Here is a 23722-nt window from a genome sequence, read left to right on the forward strand (position 1 = left end):
TGTGCGCAGATTAGAGCAGGCGGAACCTTCGGAGACAGCCATGCCCAGCGATAAATCTCAGCCCTCATTCGTGCTTGTGCGCCCGCAAATGGGCGAAAACATCGGTGCCGCCGCGCGGGCGATGTGGAATTTTGGGCTGGATCGGATGCGCATTGTGGCGCCTCGGGATGGGTGGCCGAACCCCAAGGCAGTGGCGATGTCCAGCGGGGCAGGGCGATTGCTGGATGAGGCGCAACTGTACGACGATCTGGCCGGTGCGCTATCTGACAGCACTTTTGTTTTTGCGACCACGGCGCGACAGCGTGGATTGACCAAGCCGGTCTACAGCCCGGAACGTGCAATGCAGCTGGCTGCCGAAAAGGTTGCGGCGGGCGAGAAGGTCTGTGTTCTGTTTGGCCCGGAACGCGCAGGGCTAGAGAATGAGGACATCGCCAAGGCGAACGCGATCATCTCGGTTCCGGTAAACCCGGAATACGCCTCGCTAAACCTTGGGCAGTGCGTGCTTCTGACCGCCTATGAGTGGATGCGTCAGACCGGCGATGTGGTTCATGAGGCCACCGATCTGGGCAAGGGCGACTGGGCCACGGGCATCGAGGTCGAAAAACTGGTCGAACATTATGAAGACCGGCTGGAAGAGGCGGGGTTCTTTTATCCGCCCGAAAAGGCCGAGGGTATGAAGACCAACCTGCGCAACCTGTGGTCGCGGATGCGCATGACGCGGGCGGATGTGCAGATGCTGCATGGGGTCATGCGGCAGATGGTCCGCTGGAAAGACAAGGGCTGAGGCTGGACCTATGTTCCGCTTCACCCTAGCTTGCGACGAAATCCAAGGCAGATGAGGACAGCATGAGCGGTAAGCGCAGCATCTTCGAAGACGTCTCAGACACTGAAAAACAACAAGCCGTTCAACTGGGTATGATCGATCGTGGCCGCGGCGGCGCCCGCAAGGCCATTCGCGTCTGGCTGATGATCCTGTTTGCGCTGGTGGTCGTCATGATTGCCGTCGGTGGGCTGACACGCCTGACCGACAGCGGGTTGTCGATCACCGAGTGGCGGCCGATCACCGGGGCTATCCCGCCGATGAATGAGGCGGGCTGGCAAGCCGAGTTCGACAAATACAAGCAGATCGACCAGTGGCGCATCCAGAACCAATGGATGGAGCTGGGTGACTTCAAATCCATCTACTGGTGGGAATGGGGCCATCGTCAGCTGGGGCGCGTGATTGGACTGGTCTGGGCTCTTGGCTTCTTTGGCTTCCTTATAGCGCGGAAAATACCAACCGGCTGGACCGGTAAGTTGTTGATTCCTGGCCTTTTGGGCGGTGTTCAGGGTGCAGTCGGCTGGTGGATGGTCGCCTCGGGCGTGACACAGGGCGAAGGGATGATTGCCGTGGCCAGCTATCGTCTGGCGATTCATCTGGGGCTGGCCTTTGTAATTCTCGGCTTCCTTGCATGGTACATCTTTGAGCTGGGCCGCGAGGAGCGCGACCTGATGCAGGCCCGCCGCGCGAAAGAGGCGAAATTGTTCTCGCTGTCCACCGGGCTGATGCATTTCGCCTTTTTGCAAATACTCATTGGTGCGCTTGTCGCCGGGATCGACGCCGGGCGGTCTTATACCGATTGGCCGCTGATCGGTGGTCAGCTTCTGCCGCCTGACATGACGATGCTCGAACCGATGTGGCGCAATTTCTTTGAAAGCCCGGGTCTGGTTCAGTTCATCCACCGTTGTGCGGGCTATCTGCTGTTTATCTTCGGTATCATCGTTTGGCGGCGCGGCAGTACCAGCGCCCACCCGCAAACGCGCTTTGCCTTCAACGCGGCCTTCGCAGCGCTGTCGCTTCAGGTGGTGATTGGGATCGCGACCGTGATCTACGCAGCCCCGTGGCAGATCGCCATCTTCCACCAGTTCATGGCCGTCGTCGTCTGGACGCTGATCCTGCGGGCGCGTTTCCTGACCGCATACCCAATTGCAACCTCTCTGCGCGGAGCCTGATACCGATGAGTACTTATGACGATCTGATGGCTTTTCAGCGCGAAACCTCGGCTCTAGGCGAAATTGCCGGGCGTTTGGGCTGGGATCAGGAAACGATGATGCCCCGGGGGGGCGCGTCGCAGCGGGCCGAAGAAATGGCAGCGATTGAAGCTGTTTTGCACGCGCGCCGATCCGATCCTTGTGTGGCTGAATGGCTGGAACAAGCCGAGCCTCAGGATCAAGTCGGTCAGGCGCAATTGCGCGAAATCCGCCGGTCCTATGAACGGACGGTCAAGGTGCCTGCCGATCTGGCAACAGCCATTGCGCGCGTAACATCTGCAGCGCAGGGAACATGGGCGCAGGCCCGCGCAGACGAAGATGTCGCCGCTTTCTTACCCGTGCTGGATGAGGTCGTGGCGCTAAAGCGTGAAGAAGGTGCCGCACTGGCGCAGGGTGGCGAAATCTACGACGCCATGGTCGAGGATTATGAGCCTTACACGACCGGGTCGCAGATTGCCGATATCTTTGACCAGATGCGCCCGCGTCTGGTAGCCCTGCGCGCCGCTGTTCTGGATAGATCTGCACCTCAGGCTTTGACGGGGAGTTTCGATGAGCTGAAACAGATGCAATTGTCGGAAAAACTGGCAACTACTTTCGGGTATGACCTGAATACAGGCCGCATTGACAAGGCCGTTCACCCGTTCAGCTCGGGCAGTGGCTCGGATGTTCGGATCACCACCCGGACCAGTAAAACCGATCCGTTCAACTGTTTCTATTCGACAATCCACGAGGTCGGCCATGCCGCCTATGAACAGAGGATTGATCCGGCCTACGCCCTGACGCCTTTGGGCCGTGGCGTGTCGATGGGCGTGCACGAAAGCCAAAGCCGGATTTACGAGAACCAACTGGGCCGATCCCGTGCCTTTACCGGTTGGTTGTTTGGCCAAATGAAAGATGCGTTTGGCGATTTTGGCATCACCGACGCGGATGCGTTCTATGCAACGGTCAACGGTGTTCACAACGGTTACATCCGCACCGAGGCGGATGAGGTGCAATACAACCTCCACATCATGCTGCGCTTTGATCTGGAGCGCGCCCTGATGGCCGGTGAACTCCAAGTGGATGATCTTGAGGCCGCGTGGAATGACCGTTTCAAGGCGGATTTCGGATATGCGGTCGACAAACCGTCCAACGGGTGTCTACAGGATGTGCACTGGTCAGTGGGTCTGTTTGGTTATTTTCCAACTTATTCGCTGGGCAATGTCTATGCAGGATGCCTTTACCAAGCGTTGCGGAACGCTGTGCCGGAACTGGATGCGCAACTGGCAACGGGCGATACTTCGGGCGCAACAGGTTGGCTGCGCGAGAACGTTCAGAAATATGGTGGGCTTTACGCGCCGCGCGAAACAATTCAGCGCGCAAGCGGGGTTGAGCCGGGGCCGGAACCGTTATTGGCTTATCTGGAACAGAAGTTTGGACAGCTCTACCAGATATGACACAAGGCAAATGATATTGTCCAGAAACTGGGCAAACCAGTTTTTCAAGCTCTAAGCCGGTAGACAGCCGAAACGAAGTTGATCCAAACAGTGTTTGCCTTCTTCTGGCTTGTAAATCAAAGGTTCAGAAGACTTCTGAGTTCCTGTCTATAGGTCTCTTTTGCCTCGGTTTCATCGTCAAATTTCTGGCTTTTCAGTTCACCTAAACCGTTTGTTCCGACGTGGCGCAGCCTGACACGAAGATATGCCTGACTCTCAGGTGTCGCTTGAAGCCATGCGAGACTAAGGTTCTTTCCGGATTCGGTTTTGTAAGAGATATAAACATCTACATATTGCTCGCCATTGATCATCTGGCCGCCAGTCTTAACGCCGTTTTTTAGCAGGTTTCCAGACAGATCCAACTCTGACGAAAGCTGCTCAAAAAAACCTTCCAGGAATTCTCGTGCCTTTGCGTCTTTTGGTCCACCCAAACGCGTAGCAATTGCCGGGGAAACGGCACGCATTCGCGTCATAACCGCCTCGTTGAGCATCTCTCGATCTGTGTCCTCCAGCGCTGGGTGGTTTTGAATGTTAGCGTGAAGGTTCTTCAGCTTTTCAGCATCATCCAGGTTGGAGATTCTAAGAAGAACTGTGTGGACCTGCCCTTTCAATTTCTTGGCATCAGTAGTCATAGCAGGTCACCAAATGTTCACAGGAATTTTGAGTGATAGGTTAAGTCAAAAAAGTCCCCAAGGTTTCCCTTGGGGACTTTAACAGTCGCGTTTATTCCTCAGTTTCCTCGTCGCCCTGATCGGCGATCCAGGCAACACTGACGACCACTTCGCCTTTGCCGGTGTTGAAAACCTTCACGCCACCGGCCGAGCGGGAGCGGAACGAAATTCCATCAACCGGCACCCGGATCGATTGGCCTTTGGACGTTGCCAGCATGATCTGATCTTCCATATCGACCGGGAACGAGGCGACGAGTTCGCCACCACGCATCGCCTTGTCCATGGCGGCCACGCCCATCCCGCCGCGTCCGCGGACCGGGTAATCGTGGCTGGAGCTCAGCTTGCCTGCGCCGCCCGCCGTGATCGTCAGGATCAGGTTCTCGGCGGCCGACATCTCGGCATACTTTTCCTGGTTGAAATCGCTGCTAGCTGCGGCTTCCTCGTCGTCACCAGCGTCATCTTCGGTAAGCCCTGCAACCGCACGGCGCATTTTTAGGTAAGCCACACGATCTTCAGGGGTCGCCTCGAAATGGCGGATCACCGACATCGAAACGACGCGGTCGCCATTGGACAGCCTGATGCCGCGCACACCGGTGGATTCGCGCGAGTTGAATACCCGCACATCGGTGGTGCGGAAGCGGATTGCACGGCCCGAATTGGTGACCAGCATCACATCTTCATCTTCGGAACAGATGCGGGCGTTCACCAGCTCAACATCTTCGGGCAGCTTCATTGCGATCTTGCCGTTGCGCCGGACATTGGTGAAATCCGACAAGCGGTTACGCCGCACGTCGCCCGCGCTGGTGGCGAAGACGATTTGCAGGTTTTCCCATTCTTCATCAGGTACATCCACCGGCATGATCGCAGCGATCGAAACCCCCGTCGGGATTGGCAGGATGTTGACGATTGCCTTACCCTTACCAGTGCGCCCTGACTGCGGCAGACGCCAGGTCTTGAGCTTGTAGACCATGCCATCCGTCGTGAAGAACAGCAGCTGCGTGTGGGTATTGGCCACGAAGAGGTTGGTGACAACATCCTCTTCTTTGGTCTGCATCCCCGACAGGCCTTTGCCGCCGCGTTTTTGCGCGCGGAAATCGACCAGTGGAGTACGCTTGATGTAGCCGCCTGACGTGACGGTCACGACCATATCCTCACGCTCGATCAGGTCCTCATCTTCCATGTCGCCGGACCAATCGACGATCTCGGTGCGACGGGGCACGGCAAACTGTTCACGAACGCTGCGCAGCTCATCTCCGATGATCGACATGATGCGCTCTCGCGAGGACAGAATATCGAGGTATTCCTGGATCTTACCCGCCAGTTCTTCCAGTTCGTCCGTGACCTCTTTGACACCGATCTGGGTCAGTCGCTGCAGACGCAGGTCGAGGATAGCGCGGGCCTGAACCTCGGTCAGGTTATAGGTGCCGTCGTCGTTCATCTTGGACAGCGGATCGTCGATCAGGCGCAGATAACTTTCGATCTCAGCCGCGGGCCAGCGACGGGTCATTAGCTTTTCACGCGCTTGCGCCGCGTCAGCGGATGACCGGATTGTGGCGACCACCTCATCCACGTTCGACACAGCCACGGCCAGACCACACAGGATGTGGCTGCGTTCGCGGGCCTTGCGCAGGTCGTACGCAGTGCGACGGGCGACGACATCTTCACGGAAGTCAATGAAGGAGGTCAGGAACCGGCGCAGGGTCAACTGCTCGGGCCGGCCACCGTTTAGCGCCAGCATGTTGCAGCCAAACGAGGTCTGCATCGGCGAGAAACGGAAAAGCTGGTTCAAAACAACTTCGGGCGTCGCGTCGCGTTTGAGTTCGACCACGACACGCACACCATTGCGGTCGGATTCGTCCTGAACGTGGCTGACGCCTTCGATGCGTTTTTCGCGAACGGCTTCGGCGATCTTTTCGATCATCGAGGCCTTGTTCACCTGATAGGGGATCTCGTCCACGACGATGGCGTAGCGGTCCTTGCGGATTTCCTCGACGCGGGTCTTGGAGCGGATAATGACGCTGCCGCGCCCTTCCAGATAAGCTTTGCGCGCGCCGGAACGGCCCAACATAACACCACCTGTTGGGAAATCAGGGCCGGGGATATATTCGATCAACTGTTCGGATGTCAGATCCGGTTCATCGATCAGCGCCAGCGTTGCGTCGATGACTTCGCCAAGATTGTGCGGCGGGATGTTGGTTGCCATACCAACGGCGATACCACCGGCACCGTTGACCAGCATGTTCGGGAAACGGGCGGGCAGAACCGTCGGTTCGCGGTCCTTGCCGTCATAGTTGTCCTGAAAATCGACCGTCTCTTTTTCGATATCTGCCAGCAGGGATGCGGCGGGCTTGTCCATCCGCACTTCGGTATAGCGCATGGCCGCCGGGTTATCGCCGTCCATCGAGCCAAAGTTGCCCTGACCATCCAGCAGCGGCAGCGACATCGAGAAATCCTGCGCCATCCGCACCAGCGCGTCATAGATCGCGCTGTCACCATGCGGGTGGTACTTACCCATGACATCGCCAACCGGACGGGCCGATTTGCGGTATGACTTGTCGTGCGTATTGCCGGTCTCGTGCATTGCATAGAGGATGCGCCGGTGCACCGGTTTCAGGCCATCGCGCAGATCGGGGATCGCGCGGGACACGATGACCGACATCGCATAGTCCAGATAGGACGTGCGCATCTCGGATTCGATGGATACCGTCGGGCCGTCATATACGGGACGTTGGGGCGGTGTTTCATCCATGTTTTCTGGGGTTTCTGGCGTATCGCTCACGTAACCTGCCCGTTTATTGTGCTGGGTCTATATCTTGTGGATGTACCTTATCAGACCCGGCACATAAGGTGCAAGCAAGCAGCGCAATCTGGGCAAAAAACACCCGTAACACTGGGGTAACATATTGTTAACCAAGGGTTAGGTGGTTTCTGTGTTATGCTGAAGAGACCTTGCAACAATTTTGGAGGTCTGCATGGAGCAAAGCGAAACAGAACTGATGCTCAAGGGGTATGGGCTGACAACGGCCGAATTTTTCTATCACATGCCCGACTATATTCACGTGCTCAATACATTCATCTGGCAGGAATACGACCTTGCGCCGGATCATCCCAAACTATTCGATTTTATTGAATTCTGGCAGCGCGAGATCGAAGGGCCGCTGCATTCCGTGCGGTTTACACATCGCAAGATGATCGCGCCCGGGGAATGGCGCAACGTGGTAGGCGAATTCCGGGTGAATTGACGTCCGGGCGCATCAGGCCCAAACCCATATACATTTCCGATGCATCCGGTATCTTGGCGGCCAAGTCATTGGTCACAAGCGGAAACACGGAATGCCCAGAGTTTTAGTGATTGCAGCCGCCATCTGCCTAGCCGGGCCTGTGTCGGCCGAAGGTGTCCTAGATAAAATCAAGAAGGGCGCTGAAAACACGGCTAATGCCGTCGGACGCGGGGCAGAAACCGTCGGACAGACACTCGAAAAAGGGGCGAGCGCGGTTGATGAAACCATCACGTCCACCTCTGATTTGCTGTCCAACGAGGCGACGCCCGAAGAGACACGTGACAAGCTGGACGCCATCGCGTCGGACGTGTTGGCGCAATTGCTAACCGAAAATCCCGAAGCGCAGGCGCTTTATGATGTCAGCGCAGGGTATGCCGTGTTCGATTCCCGCAAGGTGACAGTTTTCCCGGTGTCCGCAGGGTACGGGCGCGGTGTTGCCGTGAACAAAGACACGGGTCAGCACACCTATATGAATATGGGAACTGGCGGCGTGGGCGCAGCGATCGGTATCGGCGGGTTCGAGACCAAGTTTGTGATTCTGTTTGAAACGCAGGCGGATTTGGACAGTTTTGTCACGCACGGTTACGACGCGACTGCGGAATCTGGCGCGATGTATGGTGACGAGCGCACCGATGAGACACTCAAGTTCATAGACGGGCGGTCGTTTTTCGTACTCAGCAAGAAGGGCTGGCGCGTTTCGGCTGGGGCGTCAGGCACAAAATACTGGAAATCGCCCGAGTTGAATTGATCAGCCCGAGCAGCTGGCGCCGCCCAAAACACAGAATTTTGCGCAATGTGGGTGGTTGAGGTGCACGTCGGCCTCGGCCTCGGCCAGTGTGGTGCCCATTTCAAACTCAGGCTCGTACGGCAGCAGGGTGCAGGCTAGAACTGCGGGCCGTTCTGCGCCTTTGCGTTTGACCACCATGCGGGCATTCGAACACATTACAGCCTCGGGTGCCTTGTCCAAAATGCCCCAGCATGCGGTTGTGATTTCGGGGACTTCGACGGTTTCGTCCATCTCGGGGAACAAAACGGTCTGGCCAGGATTCTGTGCGTCGATGTCAAAGCTGTGTTGCTTGAAGAACGCCTCGTACCCGGCGCGGCCGTCGGCGTCGCTGTCGCCCCAGACCGTGCGGCCGGCGATGGCGATATTGAACCCGTTGTCGCGCAGCCACTCCATTCCGGTGATCGTCTTGTCAAAGCTGCCTTTGCCGCGTTCCTCGTCATGCAGTTCGGGGCGATAGTGGTCCACGGAAACGCGAAGTGTCAGCTTGTTTCCATAGTTGCGCTTCAGATCCAGCAACCCCTCGCGCATCTTGCGGCGCATCATCGGCAGCATTGCATTCGTCAGGATCAAAACCTCATAGCCGCGTTCCAACGCGACACGAGTCATGTCGATCATTTCGGGGTTCATAAAGGGCTCGCCCCCAGTGAACCCAATCTCACGCACCGGCCAGTCGCGTTCTTCGATCTGGTCCAAGTAATCGCGCACCTCGTCTGTGGTGATATAGACCAGCGCATCGTTGGAGGGGCTGCTGGCGATGTAGCAGTTGACGCATTCGATATTGCAAAGGGTGCCGGTATTGAACCACAACGTCTCGGGGTTTTTCAGCGCTACGGAAGCGCGGGTTTGCCCATCTGCTGTCACCAATTTGTTCTGAAACTTGCCGATATTGGCGGTCTGAGGCGCGTTGTCTTTCATTCCGGTATCCGGTTCTTTGAAGTTACTTCTGATGTAGCTGCTCGACTCGGATTAGTTAAGTCAGGCAAGTGCGACCTGACAGAGTTTTGATGATGGGGGATTTACGCTGACCGATTGCGCTAACATTGGACATGCCCGGCGGGGCAAGATAAGGAAAAACCATGGTTTCTCGCGTCATACCTGTTGATCCGTTCGATCTCGTCATTTTTGGCGGGACCGGCGACTTGGCGCAACGTAAGATTTTACCGGCCCTGTTTCGGCGCTTTTGTTCAGGGCAGTGGGCCGAAGGCGTCCAAATCATTGGCGCGGCGCGCACGGTCCACAACCGCGCGGGGTTTCAGGCAATGGTCGCCGAATCGCTGCGTGCCCATGCCGCTGCGCAATGTCATGACGAGGGTGCATTGCGCGCGTTTCTGGACCGCGTCGATTATGTGACCCTCGACGGATATTCGAATGAAGGCTGGAATCAGCTTTCTGACAAGCTGAACCAAGATCGTGTTCGCGCGTTCTATTTCTCGGTCGGTCCGCGCCTGTTCGGGCCTTTGGCCGAAAGGATCAAAGCGCATGATCTTGCAACGCCAAGCACGCGGATTGTCGTTGAAAAACCCTTTGGCCACGATTTGGAAAGCGCACGGGCGTTAAACGCGACCTTGGCAGAGCATTTTCGGGAAAGCCAAATCTATCGGATTGATCACTATCTGGGAAAGGAAACCGTCCAGAACCTGATGGCCGTTCGCTTTGGCAATATGCTGTTCGAACCGCTGTGGAATAGCCAGTATGTCGATCACATCCAGATAACGGTGGCCGAATCCGTAGGTATCGACGGGCGGGAAGAGTATTATGAGCGCGCAGGTGCCATGCGTGACATGATGCAGAATCACTTGATGCAGTTGCTGTGCTTGATCGCGATGGAGCCGCCGGCGAAGTTTGATCCGGACGCTGTGCGGGATGAAAAGCTAAAGGTCATTCGCGCCCTCGATCAAGTCGAACCACATCATATCGTGCGCGGGCAGTTCGATGGAGGCGGCAGCGGGAACGGATACCGCGAAACCGTGGGCAATCCGCGCTCGACCACCGAAAGCTACGTGGCGCTGCGGGCGCATATCAGCAATTGGCGGTGGGCGGGTACGCCGTTCTACCTGCGCACGGGCAAGCGTCTGGTGGCGCGGTCTTCGGTGATCAATGTGATGTTCAAAGACGCGCCGCATTCGATTTTTGGCGAAGAGGCCGGGCGCCACGCCAATGTCCTGTCGATCCGTCTGCAGCCGAACGAAGGTATAACGCTGAAGGTGACGATCAAGGAGCCGGGTCCGGGCGGTATGCGTCTGGTCGATGTGCCCTTGGACATGAGTTTTGCCGAGGCTCTTGGGTCGGGAAACCAAGACCCGCCGGATGCATATGAACGGCTGGTGATGGACGTGATCCGTGGCAACCAGACCCTGTTCATGCGCGGGGATGAGGTCGAGGCCGCATGGGCTTGGACCGACCCGATCATCGCGGGCTGGCACGCGCGCGGTGACGTGCCAAAACCTTATGAAAGCGGCAGCACTGGCCCGGGCGACGCCGAGCTGCTGATGAAACGAGACGGTCGCCGCTGGCAAGGAATAAACCCATGAAGATTCAGGAATATGCCGATCGCGACATGCTGGCGATTGATGTGGCAAACGCCTTGGCCGGAGAGTTGGAGGCCGCCTTGCTGCATCACGACACAGTCTCATTGGCCGTGCCGGGTGGTACGACGCCGGGACCGGTGTTCGACGGTCTTTGCGCGGCCGATCTGGCATGGGACCGGGTGCGGGTTTTGCCGACCGATGAGCGCTGTGTTCCAGGTGACAGTGACCGGTCGAACGAACGGCTGATCCGGCAGCGCTTGCTGACGAACCGCGCTTCGGTTGCCCAGTACGTGCCGCTGTATCTTGAAGGTAAGGAGCCCGACGATGTCCTGCCGGAAATCGAAAACCTGATCGCGCCGGTTTTGCCATTGTCAGTTCTGGTATTGGGGATGGGTGAGGATATGCACACCGCGTCCCTGTTTCCGGGGATGCAGGGGCTTGAGGCTGCGCTGGACAGCTACGCGCCCATTCTTGCGGTTGCGCGCACCGAAACCCAGCCCGAGGCGCGGATCACGCTGACCGGTCCAGTGCTGGACGGCGCGCTGTCCAAACACCTGATCATCTATGGCGCCGCCAAACGCGACGCGTTGGAAAAGGCCATGTCGCTGCCACCAGAAGAGGCCCCGATCGCCGCTACGCTGACCGGCATGACGGTGCATTGGGCGGAGTAACGCAGATGCAATTGAACTCGCTCAAAAATCTTGCATCCGACGCTCAGGACGAAGCCATCCTGGGCCTATTTGAAACCGATCCAAACCGCGCGCAGAGATTTTCCGCATCGACCGGCGACCTGCTGTTTGATTACTCCAAAACTCAGATCACATATGACGCCCGCGACGCCCTGATTGCTTTGTGTGATGAGGTGGGCTTAGCCTCGCGCCGCGCGGCGATGTTCGACGGGGAAAAGATCAACGAAACCGAAGGTCGCGCGGTATTGCACACCGCGCTGCGCAATCTGGACGGTGGCCCGGTTGAGGTCGATGGGCTGGACGTCATGCCCGACGTTCTGGACACTTTGCAACGGATGCGCGTCTTCGCAGAAGAGGTGCGTGGCGGCGCGTTCACCGGGGCAGGGGGCGCCTTTACCGATGTGGTCAATATCGGCATCGGTGGTTCGGATTTGGGCCCGGTGATGGCAACACATGCGCTGTCGCCGTATCACGATGGGCCAAGGCTGCATTATGTTTCGAACGTAGACGGTGCCCACATCGCAGATACGTTGCGACAGCTTGATCCAACGCGGACACTGGTGATTGTTGCCTCCAAAACCTTCACGACCATCGAGACGATGACCAATGCCCGAACCGCGCGAGCTTGGATGGAAGACGGCGGCGGCGATCCGGGCAAGCAGTTTGCCGCTGTGTCCAGCGCGCAGGACAAAACCCAAGCCTTTGGTATTCCCCAAGAGCGCGTTTTCGGTTTTGCCGATTGGGTCGGCGGGCGCTATTCTGTTTGGGGTCCGGTAGGCTTGCCGGTGATGATCGCCGTCGGATCGAACGCCTTCGATGCGTTCCTGCGCGGCGGGCAGGCGATGGATGTCCATTTTCGCGCCGCCGACTGGGTCGAAAATATGCCCGTTATGCTGGCCTTGGTCGGGATTTGGCATCGTCAGGTTCTGGGCCATGCCAGCCGGGCCGTGCTACCTTATGATCAGCGCCTGCTGCGACTACCCGCGTATTTTCAACAGCTCGAGATGGAATCGAACGGCAAATCTGTTGCCATGGATGGCAGCACTTTGACTGCTCCTTCGGGTCCCGTCGTCTGGGGTGAGCCGGGCACCAATGGGCAGCATGCGTTCTATCAACTAATCCATCAGGGCACCGGCGTGATCCCCTGTGAGTTTATGGTCGCGGCCGAAGGGCACGAACCGGAATTGACCCACCATCACCGCCTGTTGCTGGCCAATTGCCTTGCGCAGTCCGAGGCGCTGATGCGCGGTCGATCCTTGGGTGAAGCGCGACAACGAATGGCGGAAAAGGGGCTGGAGGGGGACGAATTGGAACGGCAGGCCCGTCACCGCGTTTTCCCGGGCAACCGTCCTTCCACAACGTTGATGTATCCAATGCTCACGCCGTTTGTTCTGGGACAGATCATCGCGCTGTACGAACATCGGGTCTTTGTCGAAGGCGTTCTGCTGGGCATCAACTCGTTTGATCAGTGGGGGGTTGAGCTGGGCAAGGAACTTGCCACATCTCTCGGCCCGATCGTGGACGGCGAAGAAAGCGCGACTGGCAAGGATGGCTCGACCGCGGCCTTGGTTGCCTATGCAATGCGTCACCGCGATCAGTAACGCGGTTTTTTGCGGCCTGCCGTAAAGGCAGGCTGCATTCTTTTATTGTCAGACAATTAAATGATTGGCAGGGTCTGTTCTAGGGAACGCCCTGAACACTTTGCTTTGCGTACGCGGGTGAGTGGCATCAGGCAAGCAGACAGCACTGCCCAATAAAGGCGACGCTGACAATGGGAGGATGTCCATGCTGGGACAGATGATGACGCAGCCTTTGCTGATTTCGTCGCTGATTGATCACGCCGAACGCTATCATGGCCAGACCGAGATCTACTCGGTCGAAACCGATGGATCGGTCACCGAAACCACATGGGGGCAGGTGGCGCAAAATGCGCGAAAACTGGGATCAGCGCTGACCAAGCTGGGGTTGGAGCCGCAGGATCGCATTGGCACGTTGGCCTGGAACAACCGGCGACATCTGGAGATCTACTATGCCACATCCGGCGCGGGTTTTGTGTGCCACACGGTGAACCCTCGGCTTTTCCCGGAACAGCTGACTTATATTATCAACCACGCCAATGACCGGGTTCTGTTCTTTGATGCGACCTTCATCCCATTGGTCGCGGCCCTTCACGAACACCTGACCGAGGTGCGCCACTTCGTTTTGATGGGCGCGCGGAATGAGGACGCCGCTGCCCAAATCCCCGGCGTCGCGTTCTATGATGAACTGATCGAAACCGGCGACGACGATTTCCATTGGCCCAGTTTCGATGAAAACACGGCGTCCAGCCTGTGTTATACCTCGGGCACGACGGGCAATCCCAAGGGTGTTCTGTATTCCCACCGCTCGACCGTTCTGCACAGTTTTGGATCGAACACACGCGATGTCATCGGCTTTTCGGCCGTGGATGTCGTTATGCCGGTGGTTCCGATGTTCCACGTCAACGCCTGGGGGTCGCCTTATGCCTGCGCCATGTCCGGTTCGCGCATGGTGCTGCCGGGGCCAGGCCTGCATGGCGAAGCCTTGGTGAATTTGGTCGATACATATGGCGTGACGCTGGCAATGGGGGTTCCGACGATCTGGCAAGGCTTGCTGGCACATGCCGAGAAGTCAGGTAGCAAACTCGCCAGCTTGAACCGCACTGTGATTGGCGGTGCTGCGTGCCCGCCCTCGATGATCGAAACTTTCCGCGAGACCTATGGCGTCGATACGGTTCACGCCTGGGGCATGAGTGAGATGAGTCCACTGGGAAGCACGAATAACCCACTGGCCAAACATCTGGACCTTCCGCCTGAAGAACAACACAAGCTGCGCGAAAGCCAGGGTCGCCCGCCTTATGGCGTCGAGTTGAAGATCGTCGATGATGACGGCAATGAACTGCCTCATGACGGCGTCACGCAGGGCGATCTGCTGGTGCGCGGACATTGGGTGTTGGACAGCTATTTCCAGATGCAGAATGAAGACCTGCTGCAGGATGGCTGGTTCGCGACCGGAGACGTCGCAACGCTGGACTTCGACGGATACATGACAATCCGTGACCGGTCCAAGGACATTATCAAATCCGGGGGTGAGTGGATCAGCTCGGTCGAGTTGGAAAACATCGCCGTTGCCCACCCGCAACTTGCAACGGCGGCCGTTGTTGGTGTGCCGCATCCCAAATGGGACGAACGCCCCTTGCTGGTGGCCGTCAAAGCCGAAGGCGCGGACCCGAGTGAAGAAGAATTGCTGGCTTTCTTCGACGGTAAAATCGCCAAATGGCAGGTTCCCGACAAGGTTGTCTTTGTGGATGCATTGCCATTGAACGCGACCGGCAAGGTCTTAAAGCGCAATCTGCGTGCGGACTTCGAGGATGCCTTGATGGGCTAAGCGCCTGATATTGTTGGAAATGGCTCCGGCGGTAGGGATCGAACCTACGACCAATTGATTAACAGTCAACTGCTCTACCGCTGAGCTACGCCGGAACGGTTCGCGCCGTATAGCAACCTGTTTCTACGGCGTCCAGTGGGGGCAGAATTTTTTTCGCTAAAATGACATCAATCCGAATAGCGCCAAATTTGGCGCCGCATGAGGGTCTTGATATCAGGGGATTTTGGCTCCGGCGGTAGGGATCGAACCTACGACCAATTGATTAACAGTCAACTGCTCTACCGCTGAGCTACGCCGGAACTGAGGGGCGTATAACAACCCGTTTTTTGCCCGTCCAGAGGGGAACTGCATCAAACGGAAAAAAAGTTCTGCGTGTTCATGCCGACCTGGAAAACATGGCATCGACTGAAAGTGCGCCGGAAGTGTAAACTTGTGATTTTCCATATAGATCAATCAGATGCGCGAACACGTTGCGTTCGGCCGCTGGCAAAAGCGCGGCTGGCGTTTCGGTATAGACGCGCTTGGCAAGTTGGCGGGCGTTTCCGGGCTGGACCTCGAGCTCTGCCAGTATCTGCGCCTCGCGGGACAGCCGGTGATTGATCAGCCAGTCCAACCGTTCGGCAGGGTTGGTAATCGGCGCACCGTGGCCCGCGTGAAACACGGCCCAATCCCGTGCACGCAACCTGTGGCAGGCCTGCATAAAGTCCGTCAGATCCCCGTCCGGAGGAGAAACTAGTGAGCTGGCCCATCCCATGACATGATCGGCAGTAAAGCAAACATCACCCCAGCCCAAAGCGATATGATTGCCCAGATGACCGGGCGTATGGATGACCTCAAGATGCCAATCGTCGCCTTCGATCACCTCACCATCCGCCACTTCGACATCCGGGCGAAACGCGGTGTCTATCCCTTCACCGCCGCCGGCCAAACCCTGCTGTGCCAATTGTGCCATCACTGCGCTGCGTCCGGCCTGCGGGCCGCCAAAGGCCAGAATCGACGCGCCGGTGCGTGCCGCCAATGGCGCTGCAAGCGGTGAATGGTCCAGATGGCTGTGCGTGACGATGATATGGCTGATCCGTTGCCCCGGCTGCACCGCATCCAGAATCGCCTCAAAATGAGCATCGCTAAAAGGGCCGGGATCAATGACCGCCAGATCGCGCTTTCCCAAAAGATACGTGTTCGTGCCGCGATAGGTCATCGGGGACGGATTCGGGGCCAGTATCCGCCGCAGTCCGGGCTGTAGGTCCATCGCCAGACCGGGGGGCGGGTTGAAATCGTTGGGCGCCTGCATTCTGAGCTCTTTCTCTTGGCGGATCAGCCCGTTAGGTTTAGCGCATGTCCAGTCGATGGCTCAAACAATATATGCCGCGCAGCCTGTATGCCCGGGCAGCACTGATTCTGGTTCTTCCAGTTGTCGTGCTGCTGTTGGTGGTTGGGATTGCCTTCTTGCAAAAGCACCTTGAGGACGTCACCGCGCAAATGACCAAAACCGCCACGCGCGAAGTGATGTTGGTCCTTGAAACCATGCAAAAGGCAGAGACCCAGCAGCAGGCGCTGGCAGCGATACGCCTGGATTTGTCGGTGCTTGATATGAAAGCCCGTTTTGTTGACGGCGACGAAAGCCCGATGATGGACAGGCGTCGCTGGTACGATTTTATCGCACCACAGGTCGAATACCATTTGCGAGCGGGGCTGCCCGATCTGGTCGCCGTCGCTTTGCCTTCGGGTGATGAAGCTCGGTTGTATCTTGAAACCGATCTGGGGCTGCTTCAGCTGACGATAGATCGCCGCCGCCTGTCGCCCACGGCGCCGCATCAGTTGATTGTGACCATGATGTTCTTTGCCGTTGTGATGACGACGATCTCATTCCTCTATATGCGCAATCAGCTGCGGCCTATTACCCGCCTTTCTGACGCTGCGCAGGCCTTTGGTCGGGGCAGGGTAGTGCCATATACGCCGGGGGGCGCAATAGAAGTGCGCGCGGCCGGCAGTGCGTTTCTGGAAATGAGGGCCAGAATCGAACGGCAGATGGAACAGCGCACAATGATGCTGTCGGGTGTAAGCCACGACTTGAGAACGCCGCTGACACGGCTGAAACTGGGTCTTTCCATGTTGCCCGAGGATGAGGCGGCACCGCTGAAACAAGACGTGGACGAAATGCAATTGCTGCTGGATGCGTTCCTTGATTTCTCACGTGGTGTCGCCGAAGGGCCAGCCGAGGCGATCGAACCCGCAGCGTTGCTGCGTCAGATCGTCGAAGACGCGCGCCGGGCAGGTCATCCGGCCGAATTGGTCTCGGTCGAAGGTGACGGCACGGCGATGCTGCGCCCCATGGCCATTCGCCGAGCGGTCGAGAACCTGATTGGCAATGCGGTGCGATATGGCAACCAGGCCGAAGTAAGTCTGTCCCTAACGCCCAAAACCATGCGCATTCGGATCGAGGATGACGGGCCGGGCATTCCGGCGGAACAGCGTACCGAGGCGGTCAAGCCGTTCTCGCGCCTTGATCCCGCACGCAACCAGAATCAGGGCAGTGGCGTTGGGCTGGGGTTGGCGATTGTTGCGGATATTGCCCGTGCACATGGCGGCGTCCTGCGGCTTGGAAAAAGCGAAAGGCTGGGTGGCCTTTGCGCAGATATCATTGTTGGGAGGTGATTTTGGTGGGATCGGAATTTACGTTTTGTGTCGCTGCCATAAGCGGCGCGCAAAATTTTTCTTTGGTCTAAAGCACCGATCACCCCGTACAATCTTTAGAATGGGAGGAAGTCATGACCAATAGTTTCGACGTAAAATCATCGTGGGTATCGGTAATGGATGAAACGAAAAACCCACTAAAAAAATACTCGCTGTCCACAGCACACATGCTGATGCAGATGTTGGCATGGATGTGGAGCGCAATCTTCTCGCTGATGGTTGGTAGCTATTTTGTTTTCGGTGTAACCGCATTGGGCCATTTGCTGCTGATCGGCGGGTTGTTTGTCACCTTGGCAGTTTTCCAAAAGGCTGAGGCGACAGATCCTGAAGCGTAAAGTCGCCGCCTCATATTAGACCGAACGGCTTTACCCGGGGTTTTTTGGTCCAATTCTTGACCAGCTCCGTATCGCCTTCACTACCCCAACTGCCTCCCGCGTTGTTTGTAACGGTTTCCCTCCGAACAACGCGGGTTTTTTGGAGCGGGAACGAGTGGCTACCCTGGTGTTTAACGGGGTGTAAATCCCCCATTAGACTTGAGGCGCATTTCTATCGTAACGTTACAGAACGTCTTTTGCGGCATAGGTTTAGGTATGGACAACACTGTATTGTATTTCTTGGTTGGTATATTTGTCGTCGGGCTTTTGACGCTTGGATACTACTCAAAAAGCAGTGGCGCATTGATTTCGATTGTCATCGTAGTTGGCGTATTGGGTGCGATGGTCGGATACTTTGGTGGATACTTCGGTGAACCTCCAAGGTAGGCCTGAACTTCAATTGGAGGTTTGCCGGTGCGCTTTGTCTTTGGAAGCTTTTTCCAAACTAAAAACGGCACAAAAAAACCAGCTTCGCGGTCCGAGTGAGCGGAGGGGTCGCGAAGCCGGTCAATTTCCTCCTACTGGGTGATAGTCGGAGGCTGGGATGCACATGTATGGGACGTGCAAGATCATAAAAACATGAATTTACAAGTTTCGCTAAATGGAAATGGGATAGCCAAAAACCCATTCGAATAGGTGATGTATCCAAAAGTATAGTATGCGGATGTGTCATTTCTCTTGAATGTACCAAATGGCACTTCCGCTTGAGCGGGGACTCCGAACTCTAGGGGTTTGAATAAGGTTCAGAGTTACTGGGCAATCCTGCAGATTTAGAAGAATGCATCTTATGTTTGAGCAGGACAGTAGAAACACCATGCACCGCTGGCCTGGCAAGAATCTTTAACTGATAACAATGAAAAAGTAGACGGTGGTAGGCCCGGCAGGACTTGAACCCGCAACCAAAGCGTTATGAGCGCTCTGCTCTAACCAATTGAGCTACAGGCCCGCCTGAGCGCTTTGAGTACCATGGTGAACAGCCGCGTCAAGCCTGACCGTTGCAACAAGTCGCACAATCGAATAACCCGCGCGGGAACCATTCATAAGGGGCTGGCCATGACCACGGGCAAGAACGGAATCACCTATGCCGATGCAGGCGTTGATATTGATGCGGGGAATGCCCTTGTCGACCGGATCAAGCCGGCCGCAAAACGCACTAACCGCTCGGGCGTGATGAGCGGGCTGGGCGGATTTGGCGCTCTGTTTGATTTGAAGGCCGCCGGGTACCAGGACCCGATTCTGGTTGGGGCCACTGACGGAGTGGGCACCAAGCTGCGCATCGCCATTGATACCGGTGTTGTCGACGGTGTGGGCATCGACCTTGTGGCCATGTGCGTCAATGACCTGATCTGTCAGGGAGCTGAGCCGCTGTTTTTCCTTGATTATTTTGCGACCGGCAAGCTGGATACCGACACAGCCGCACGGATTATCGAAGGCATTGCCGAAGGCTGTGTCCAATCCGGATGCGCCCTGATCGGCGGTGAAACCGCGGAAATGCCCGGCATGTACCCAGATGGCGATTTCGATCTGGCCGGGTTCTCGGTTGGCGCGATGGAACGTGGGGCTCACCTGCCGGCCGGTGTTCAAGAGGGCGACGTGCTGTTGGGGTTGGCCTCGAACGGCGTGCATTCCAACGGGTACTCCCTGGTGCGCAAACTGGTCGAGATTTCGGGTCTGGGCTGGGATGCTGCCTCGCCGTTCAGTGAGGGATCGCTGGGCGAAGCTCTGCTGACACCCACACGTCTGTATGTGAAGCCAGCTCTGCAGGCGATCCGGGCAGGGGGCGTTCATGCACTGGCTCATATCACTGGCGGTGGCCTGACCGAAAACCTGCCGCGCGTGTTGCCCGAGGGGCTGGGCGCTGAGATTGACCTGAATGCTTGGTACCTGCCGCCTGTATTTCGCTGGATGGCCGAAACCGGTGGGATTGTTGAGGCTGAGATGCTGAAAACCTTCAACTGCGGCATTGGCATGATCGTAGCGTGTGACCCGGATCGCGCAGATGATCTGGCGGCGTTGCTGGCCGACGCGGGCGAAACGGTGGCGCGGATCGGCACTGTGACCGGGACAGCGGGCATGGCCTATTCGGGCACCCTGTTGTGAGCCACAAGCGCGTCGCAATTCTGATCTCGGGTGGTGGCTCGAACATGGTGTCGCTGGTTGACAGCATGACCGGCGACCACCCTGCGCGGCCCTGTCTGGTTCTGTCCAATGACGCGAATGCGGGTGGCCTGACAAAGGCGGCAGAGCGCGGCATTCCGACCGCGTCGGTGGATCACCGCCCGTACAAGGGCGACCGCGCCGCGTTCGAGGCTGAGTTTCTGAAACCGTTGGAAGAGGCGCAACCCGATATCGTTTGCCTCGCCGGGTTCATGCGCGTTCTGACGGGCGATTTCGTTTCGCGTTTTCAGGGGCGGATGCTGAATATCCACCCTTCGCTTCTGCCGAAATACAAGGGTCTCAATACCCACGCGCGCGCTATTGAAGTCGGGGATGCTGAACATGGATGTTCGGTCCACGAAGTCACCGCAGCTTTGGATGACGGACCGATCCTTGGGCAGGCGCGGGTGAATATTGAACCGGGTGATACGTCAGAGGCATTGGCCGCGCGGGTGCTGGTATGGGAACACAAACTCTACCCTACAGTGTTGCGCCGTTACGCCAGTGGGGATCGGACTCCGGTGTTGCTGCCCTGAACGTCTCAGGATGATTTACACCCGCGTCAAATTCATCCTATGGTCCGCAATACGGCTGGGTACGGAATGAAACAGACAATCAGCCGCACAGAACAAGAGCAAGAACAGCACCGCGCATGAAAACCCTGACGACGACGCAAGAGCTGGCCGATTTCTGCAAGGCCGCGGCGGAATATGACTATGTCACCGTAGATACCGAGTTTCTGCGCGAACGGACTTACTATTCAAAACTCTGTTTGGTGCAGCTTGCGGTTCCATCTGACAATGAAGACAGCGCCGTTCTGGTTGATCCTTTGGCCGATGGCCTGTCGCTGGATCCGCTTTATGAGCTGTTCCGCGATGAAAGCGTGGTCAAGGTATTCCACGCCGCGCGACAGGATCTTGAGATTTTCTGGGTCGAGGCGTCCGTATTCCCGCAACCTCTGTTCGACACCCAGGTCGCCGCGATGGTTTGCGGCTTTGGCGAGCAGGTGGGATATGAGACTTTGGTGCGCAAAATCTGCAAAGAAGGCGTCGACAAAACCTCGCGCTTTACCGATTGGTCACGTCGGCCACTGACAGATGCGCAAAAGACCTATGCACTGGCGGATGTCACGCATCTGCGGCAGATCTACGAATATCTGGCGGCCCAGTTGAACAAGTCGCAGCGTAGCCATTGGGTATCCGAAGAGTTGCGCACCCTGACCCAGCCCGGAACTTACGATATCCGTCCCCAAGATGCATGGAAGCGGGTGAAGACCCGCACTAATTCGGCCAAGTTCCTGGCCGTCGTGCGCGAGTTGGCGCAGTTTCGCGAAGCCTATGCGCAGGAGAACAACGTTCCGCGCAGCCGTGTGTTCAAGGATGACGCGCTTATCGAACTTGCCTCGACCAAGCCGAAAACGCCATCGGATCTTGGCGGATCGCGCTTGCTGCTGCGCGAGGCGCGCAAAGGTGCGATTGCCGATGGTATTCTGGCGTCGGTGAAACGGGGGGTGAATTGCCCTGCCGATCAATTACCGCAGGTCGATAACAGCCGTGACAAGCTAAAGATCAACCCGGCGCTTGCCGATCTGTTGCGCGTGTTGCTCAAGTCCAAAACCGAAAGCTCGGGCGTAGCGGCCAAGTTGATCGCAACCAGTTCCGAACTGGACCAGTTGGCTGCGGGCGAGCGCAAGCTGCCTTCAATGTCAGGCTGGCGATTTGAGGTGTTTGGCGAGGATGCTCTGAAACTGTGTGACGGCAAGATCGCTCTGGCCGCCAAGGGGCAATCCGTACAAGTCGTGTCGCTTTAGCGGTGGTTAACGCCGCCGGGACTCTAGTGCATTCTGTTCGCCACGAACGCGAACCAGACGGATGTTTCGCAGCTCGGCCCGGCCAACCGTTGTGGCATCATTGACCTCACGCGACCTTTCAGAGCCTTGATTGGTCGCATAGCTTGGGTAACTGACTTCGAACGTGTATTCCAGAATGCCGTTTTTTTCGTTCTCTTCGTTTTCCACGCGGACAAGGCGCGCATTGTAAGCCCCCTGTCTTGAGGCCGTACCTTTGACATAGATGATTGCCCCGGTAGGCGTGGGGTCGATGCGTAGCTCATCTACCTTGGTTATAGCAAAGCCGATCACTTCCTTTTCAGGTCGCGAAAACAGGCCCGGGCCGTCACGCCCTTCGGGCACCAGAGCATCAGCTTCGTTTACGGATACTTCAGTAGGGGCGGGTGTACTGGACCCGAACCAATTGGTCGGGTTCACGCGCGACTCGCTCCAGCCGCTGCAGGCCGCCAGTGCCAGAGTGCTGACCAATAGAAGAGGTGTTGATTTTTTCATGGTCCCAAAGCCCAGAGAAGTATTTTCAGCAATGGGTTATCGTAAATTCCAAAGATTGAAAACCCACACCGGGGCTGGACAGGTGCCCAACAGAGGCATAGGTCACAAATGTGATCGCAACAAAAAGGACCGCTGCGAAATGGCAACGCCTGCCTTTGAGGAAATCGTCGAGGATTTTGAGTTTCTGGATGACTGGGAAGACCGGTATCGCCACGTCATTGATCAGGGCAAGGCGATGGAGCCGCTGGAAGATGCTCTCAAAGTGCCAGCCACCAAGGTGCACGGCTGTGCCAGTCAGGTGTGGTTGCACCCCGTGATCGAGGGCGGTGTTTTCCGGTTCGACGGTGACAGCGACGCGCTGATCGTGCGCGGGCTGATTGCGGTGTTGCGGTCTTTGTACAATGGCCTGCCCGTGGCCGAAGTCCCAAAGGTCGACGCGGGCGGCGAGTTGGCGCGCCTAGGGTTGAACGATCACCTGTCCGCACAGCGGTCTAACGGTTTGCGGTCGATGATCGAGCGTATCCGCGACGTCGCGCAAGAGAACGCTTGATAATCAGGCGGTCGGCTTGCGGCTGGCCCACTCGGTCAGGGTGTTTTCCAGATCGCCATAGCCGGTGAAGCGGCGTTCAAACGTCAACCCCAACCGTTCGGCGCATTCCTGCGCGCGTGCCGTCAGGTCCGGGTCGTCTGTCTGGGCTTGATACACAAGCTTGGTATAGTTCCCGAAATACATGTCCCGCAGCTGGGGGTGACGGTCCAGGCCCAGCGGTTTCCACACAAAGGCGTCAAACTGACGGGCTAGAAAATCCGTTAGGTAGAAGGCTGTCGTTTCATCATCGCCATGGTCTTCAAAGGCCTGATTTCCTTCGAAAAATGAATAGCAATGCGGGCCTTTGATCATCTCGATACCCATCTCTTCGCAGGCCTTCTGCAACAGCCCGCCGGTGCCGCAATCGGCATAGACGACGAAGATCTGGTCAAAGTTACCGCGGTGCTTGTTAACGGCTTCTTCGACGGCTTGTGTAATTCGTTCAGGGTGAACGTGCAGTATGGCGGGCAGGCAGGTCAGGGTCATATGATCCCAGCCGTTGCGCTTTTTCAGATGCAGGATTTCACGCGCCAACGCACCGCATGCCAATAGCAGTATGTCGCCTTGCCGAGTGTCCTCGGTATAGCCTTTTGTCGTCAGGCTTGCATCATCCGGTGCGTTGTTCTGCTGCATGGTAAATTTCCTAAAGGATTGCAGCATCAAAGAATGAATGACGGTTCAAGGCAAGCCCGCTTCCGAC

At 57.2% G+C, this 23722-nt stretch carries 21 protein-coding genes and 3 tRNA genes; 15 read left to right on the plus strand and 9 right to left on the minus strand.

Features of this window, described 5'->3' with window-relative positions:
* Positions 1-40 precede the first annotated feature (40 nt).
* From DS906_RS10690 to DS906_RS10700, 3 genes are all read left to right on the plus strand, one after another.
* On the plus strand, positions 41-784 hold the full coding sequence (locus DS906_RS10690) for an RNA methyltransferase (RefSeq protein WP_113790160.1): 744 nt from the start codon (positions 41-43) through the stop codon (positions 782-784).
* A gap of 62 nt (positions 785-846) precedes the next feature.
* On the plus strand, positions 847-1992 hold the full coding sequence (ctaA, locus tag DS906_RS10695) for a heme A synthase (protein ID WP_113790161.1): 1146 nt from the start codon (positions 847-849) through the stop codon (positions 1990-1992).
* A 5-nt stretch (positions 1993-1997) separates the two neighbouring features.
* Positions 1998-3467 carry a carboxypeptidase M32 gene (locus DS906_RS10700; protein WP_113790162.1) on the plus strand — a complete coding sequence of 490 codons (1470 nt, stop codon included), beginning with the start codon at positions 1998-2000 and terminating at the stop codon, positions 3465-3467.
* Between the two features lie 116 nt (positions 3468-3583).
* Here the strand turns inward: DS906_RS10700 and DS906_RS10705 are convergent, their stop codons facing one another.
* Both DS906_RS10705 and gyrA read right to left on the minus strand, forming a co-directional pair.
* On the minus strand, positions 3584-4138 hold the full coding sequence (locus tag DS906_RS10705) for a hypothetical protein (RefSeq protein ID WP_113790163.1): 555 nt from the start codon (positions 4136-4138) through the stop codon (positions 3584-3586).
* Positions 4139-4229: 91 nt separating this feature from the next.
* Positions 4230-6956 carry a DNA gyrase subunit A gene (gene gyrA / locus DS906_RS10710; RefSeq protein WP_113790164.1) on the minus strand — a complete coding sequence of 909 codons (2727 nt, stop codon included), beginning with the start codon at positions 6954-6956 and terminating at the stop codon, positions 4230-4232.
* Positions 6957-7149: 193 nt separating this feature from the next.
* On the opposite strand from gyrA, the gene DS906_RS10715 reads away from it, so the two are divergent.
* Positions 7150-7419 (plus strand): usg protein, encoded by a 270-nt coding sequence (locus DS906_RS10715; RefSeq protein ID WP_058271768.1) that lies wholly within the window; start codon positions 7150-7152, stop codon positions 7417-7419.
* A gap of 91 nt (positions 7420-7510) precedes the next feature.
* Positions 7511-8206 carry a hypothetical protein gene (locus DS906_RS10720; protein WP_113790165.1) on the plus strand — a complete coding sequence of 232 codons (696 nt, stop codon included), beginning with the start codon at positions 7511-7513 and terminating at the stop codon, positions 8204-8206.
* On the opposite strand, the gene DS906_RS10725 is transcribed toward DS906_RS10720, so the two are convergent.
* Positions 8207-9160, minus strand: a complete 954-nt coding sequence (locus DS906_RS10725; RefSeq protein ID WP_113790166.1) for a radical SAM protein — start codon at positions 9158-9160, stop codon at positions 8207-8209.
* A 161-nt stretch (positions 9161-9321) separates the two neighbouring features.
* On the opposite strand from DS906_RS10725, the gene zwf reads away from it, so the two are divergent.
* The 4 genes from zwf (at position 9322) to DS906_RS10745 (ending at position 14867) form a co-directional block, all read left to right on the plus strand.
* Positions 9322-10776 carry a glucose-6-phosphate dehydrogenase gene (zwf, locus tag DS906_RS10730; protein WP_113790167.1) on the plus strand — a complete coding sequence of 485 codons (1455 nt, stop codon included), beginning with the start codon at positions 9322-9324 and terminating at the stop codon, positions 10774-10776.
* The gene (gene pgl, locus DS906_RS10735) at positions 10773-11444 is read left to right on the plus strand and encodes a 6-phosphogluconolactonase (RefSeq protein WP_113790168.1); all 672 of its coding nucleotides are present in this window, start codon (positions 10773-10775) and stop codon (positions 11442-11444) included. The genes zwf and pgl overlap by 4 nt, the downstream gene beginning before the upstream one ends.
* Positions 11445-11449: 5 nt before the next feature.
* On the plus strand, positions 11450-13063 hold the full coding sequence (gene pgi / locus DS906_RS10740) for a glucose-6-phosphate isomerase (RefSeq protein WP_113790169.1): 1614 nt from the start codon (positions 11450-11452) through the stop codon (positions 13061-13063).
* A gap of 184 nt (positions 13064-13247) precedes the next feature.
* Positions 13248-14867 carry a long-chain-fatty-acid--CoA ligase gene (locus DS906_RS10745; protein WP_113790170.1) on the plus strand — a complete coding sequence of 540 codons (1620 nt, stop codon included), beginning with the start codon at positions 13248-13250 and terminating at the stop codon, positions 14865-14867.
* 20 nt (positions 14868-14887) lie between these two features.
* On the opposite strand, the gene DS906_RS10750 is transcribed toward DS906_RS10745, so the two are convergent.
* From DS906_RS10750 to DS906_RS10760, 3 genes are all read right to left on the minus strand, one after another.
* A tRNA-Asn gene (locus DS906_RS10750) sits at positions 14888-14962 on the minus strand.
* Positions 14963-15091: 129 nt separating this feature from the next.
* Positions 15092-15166: transfer RNA gene (locus DS906_RS10755), tRNA-Asn, on the minus strand.
* A gap of 77 nt (positions 15167-15243) precedes the next feature.
* Positions 15244-16158 carry an MBL fold metallo-hydrolase gene (locus DS906_RS10760; RefSeq protein ID WP_113790171.1) on the minus strand — a complete coding sequence of 305 codons (915 nt, stop codon included), beginning with the start codon at positions 16156-16158 and terminating at the stop codon, positions 15244-15246.
* A gap of 44 nt (positions 16159-16202) precedes the next feature.
* Here DS906_RS10760 and DS906_RS10765 point away from each other — a divergent pair, with 44 nt between their 5' ends.
* Together DS906_RS10765 and DS906_RS10770 are read left to right on the plus strand one after the other, a co-directional pair.
* Positions 16203-17522, plus strand: a complete 1320-nt coding sequence (locus DS906_RS10765) for an ATP-binding protein (RefSeq protein WP_113790172.1) — start codon at positions 16203-16205, stop codon at positions 17520-17522.
* A 113-nt stretch (positions 17523-17635) separates the two neighbouring features.
* Positions 17636-17896: a hypothetical protein gene (locus tag DS906_RS10770; RefSeq protein ID WP_058271760.1), complete on the plus strand. Its 261-nt coding sequence runs from the start codon at positions 17636-17638 to the stop codon at positions 17894-17896.
* Positions 17897-18804: 908 nt separating this feature from the next.
* Here the strand turns inward: DS906_RS10770 and DS906_RS10775 are convergent.
* Positions 18805-18881: transfer RNA gene (locus DS906_RS10775), tRNA-Ile, on the minus strand.
* A gap of 107 nt (positions 18882-18988) precedes the next feature.
* Here DS906_RS10775 and purM point away from each other — a divergent pair.
* The 3 genes from purM (at position 18989) to rnd (ending at position 21902) form a co-directional block, all read left to right on the plus strand.
* The gene (gene purM / locus DS906_RS10780; protein ID WP_113790263.1) at positions 18989-20035 is read left to right on the plus strand and encodes a phosphoribosylformylglycinamidine cyclo-ligase; all 1047 of its coding nucleotides are present in this window, start codon (positions 18989-18991) and stop codon (positions 20033-20035) included.
* Positions 20032-20628 (plus strand): phosphoribosylglycinamide formyltransferase, encoded by a 597-nt coding sequence (gene purN / locus DS906_RS10785; protein WP_113790173.1) that lies wholly within the window; start codon positions 20032-20034, stop codon positions 20626-20628. Before purM ends, purN begins: the two co-directional genes overlap by 4 nt.
* Positions 20629-20744: 116 nt before the next feature.
* Positions 20745-21902 carry a ribonuclease D gene (gene rnd / locus DS906_RS10790; RefSeq protein WP_113790174.1) on the plus strand — a complete coding sequence of 386 codons (1158 nt, stop codon included), beginning with the start codon at positions 20745-20747 and terminating at the stop codon, positions 21900-21902.
* A gap of 6 nt (positions 21903-21908) precedes the next feature.
* On the opposite strand, the gene DS906_RS10795 is transcribed toward rnd, so the two are convergent.
* On the minus strand, positions 21909-22433 hold the full coding sequence (locus DS906_RS10795) for a hypothetical protein (protein WP_113790175.1): 525 nt from the start codon (positions 22431-22433) through the stop codon (positions 21909-21911).
* A 139-nt stretch (positions 22434-22572) separates the two neighbouring features.
* Here DS906_RS10795 and DS906_RS10800 point away from each other — a divergent pair, with 139 nt between their 5' ends.
* Positions 22573-22983: a SufE family protein gene (locus tag DS906_RS10800; protein ID WP_113790264.1), complete on the plus strand. Its 411-nt coding sequence runs from the start codon at positions 22573-22575 to the stop codon at positions 22981-22983.
* 3 nt (positions 22984-22986) lie between these two features.
* On the opposite strand, the gene DS906_RS10805 is transcribed toward DS906_RS10800, so the two are convergent.
* Positions 22987-23655: a DUF1638 domain-containing protein gene (locus tag DS906_RS10805; RefSeq protein WP_113790176.1), complete on the minus strand. Its 669-nt coding sequence runs from the start codon at positions 23653-23655 to the stop codon at positions 22987-22989.
* Positions 23656-23722 lie beyond the last annotated feature (67 nt).

The organism is Ruegeria sp. A3M17 (assembly GCF_003318255.1).
Lineage (GTDB): Bacteria > Pseudomonadota > Alphaproteobacteria > Rhodobacterales > Rhodobacteraceae > Ruegeria.

What these genes read in the sequence shown, in the direction of transcription:
- DS906_RS10690 (WP_113790160.1), top strand. Translation starts at nt 41, where the DNA reads ATGCCCAGCGATAAATCTCAGCCCTCATTCGTGCTTGTGCGCCCGCAA.
- ctaA (WP_113790161.1), top strand. Translation starts at nt 847, where the DNA reads ATGAGCGGTAAGCGCAGCATCTTCGAAGACGTCTCAGACACTGAAAAA.
- DS906_RS10700 (WP_113790162.1), top strand. Translation starts at nt 1,998, where the DNA reads ATGAGTACTTATGACGATCTGATGGCTTTTCAGCGCGAAACCTCGGCT.
- DS906_RS10705 (WP_113790163.1), bottom strand. Translation starts at nt 4,138, where the DNA reads ATGACTACTGATGCCAAGAAATTGAAAGGGCAGGTCCACACAGTTCTT.
- DS906_RS10715 (WP_058271768.1), top strand. Translation starts at nt 7,150, where the DNA reads ATGGAGCAAAGCGAAACAGAACTGATGCTCAAGGGGTATGGGCTGACA.
- DS906_RS10720 (WP_113790165.1), top strand. Translation starts at nt 7,511, where the DNA reads ATGCCCAGAGTTTTAGTGATTGCAGCCGCCATCTGCCTAGCCGGGCCT.
- DS906_RS10725 (WP_113790166.1), bottom strand. Translation starts at nt 9,160, where the DNA reads ATGAAAGACAACGCGCCTCAGACCGCCAATATCGGCAAGTTTCAGAAC.
- zwf (WP_113790167.1), top strand. Translation starts at nt 9,322, where the DNA reads ATGGTTTCTCGCGTCATACCTGTTGATCCGTTCGATCTCGTCATTTTT.
- pgl (WP_113790168.1), top strand. Translation starts at nt 10,773, where the DNA reads ATGAAGATTCAGGAATATGCCGATCGCGACATGCTGGCGATTGATGTG.
- pgi (WP_113790169.1), top strand. Translation starts at nt 11,450, where the DNA reads ATGCAATTGAACTCGCTCAAAAATCTTGCATCCGACGCTCAGGACGAA.
- DS906_RS10745 (WP_113790170.1), top strand. Translation starts at nt 13,248, where the DNA reads ATGCTGGGACAGATGATGACGCAGCCTTTGCTGATTTCGTCGCTGATT.
- DS906_RS10760 (WP_113790171.1), bottom strand. Translation starts at nt 16,158, where the DNA reads ATGCAGGCGCCCAACGATTTCAACCCGCCCCCCGGTCTGGCGATGGAC.
- DS906_RS10765 (WP_113790172.1), top strand. Translation starts at nt 16,203, where the DNA reads ATGTCCAGTCGATGGCTCAAACAATATATGCCGCGCAGCCTGTATGCC.
- DS906_RS10770 (WP_058271760.1), top strand. Translation starts at nt 17,636, where the DNA reads ATGACCAATAGTTTCGACGTAAAATCATCGTGGGTATCGGTAATGGAT.
- purM (WP_113790263.1), top strand. Translation starts at nt 18,989, where the DNA reads ATGACCACGGGCAAGAACGGAATCACCTATGCCGATGCAGGCGTTGAT.
- rnd (WP_113790174.1), top strand. Translation starts at nt 20,745, where the DNA reads ATGAAAACCCTGACGACGACGCAAGAGCTGGCCGATTTCTGCAAGGCC.
- DS906_RS10795 (WP_113790175.1), bottom strand. Translation starts at nt 22,433, where the DNA reads ATGAAAAAATCAACACCTCTTCTATTGGTCAGCACTCTGGCACTGGCG.
- DS906_RS10800 (WP_113790264.1), top strand. Translation starts at nt 22,573, where the DNA reads ATGGCAACGCCTGCCTTTGAGGAAATCGTCGAGGATTTTGAGTTTCTG.
- DS906_RS10805 (WP_113790176.1), bottom strand. Translation starts at nt 23,655, where the DNA reads ATGCAGCAGAACAACGCACCGGATGATGCAAGCCTGACGACAAAAGGC.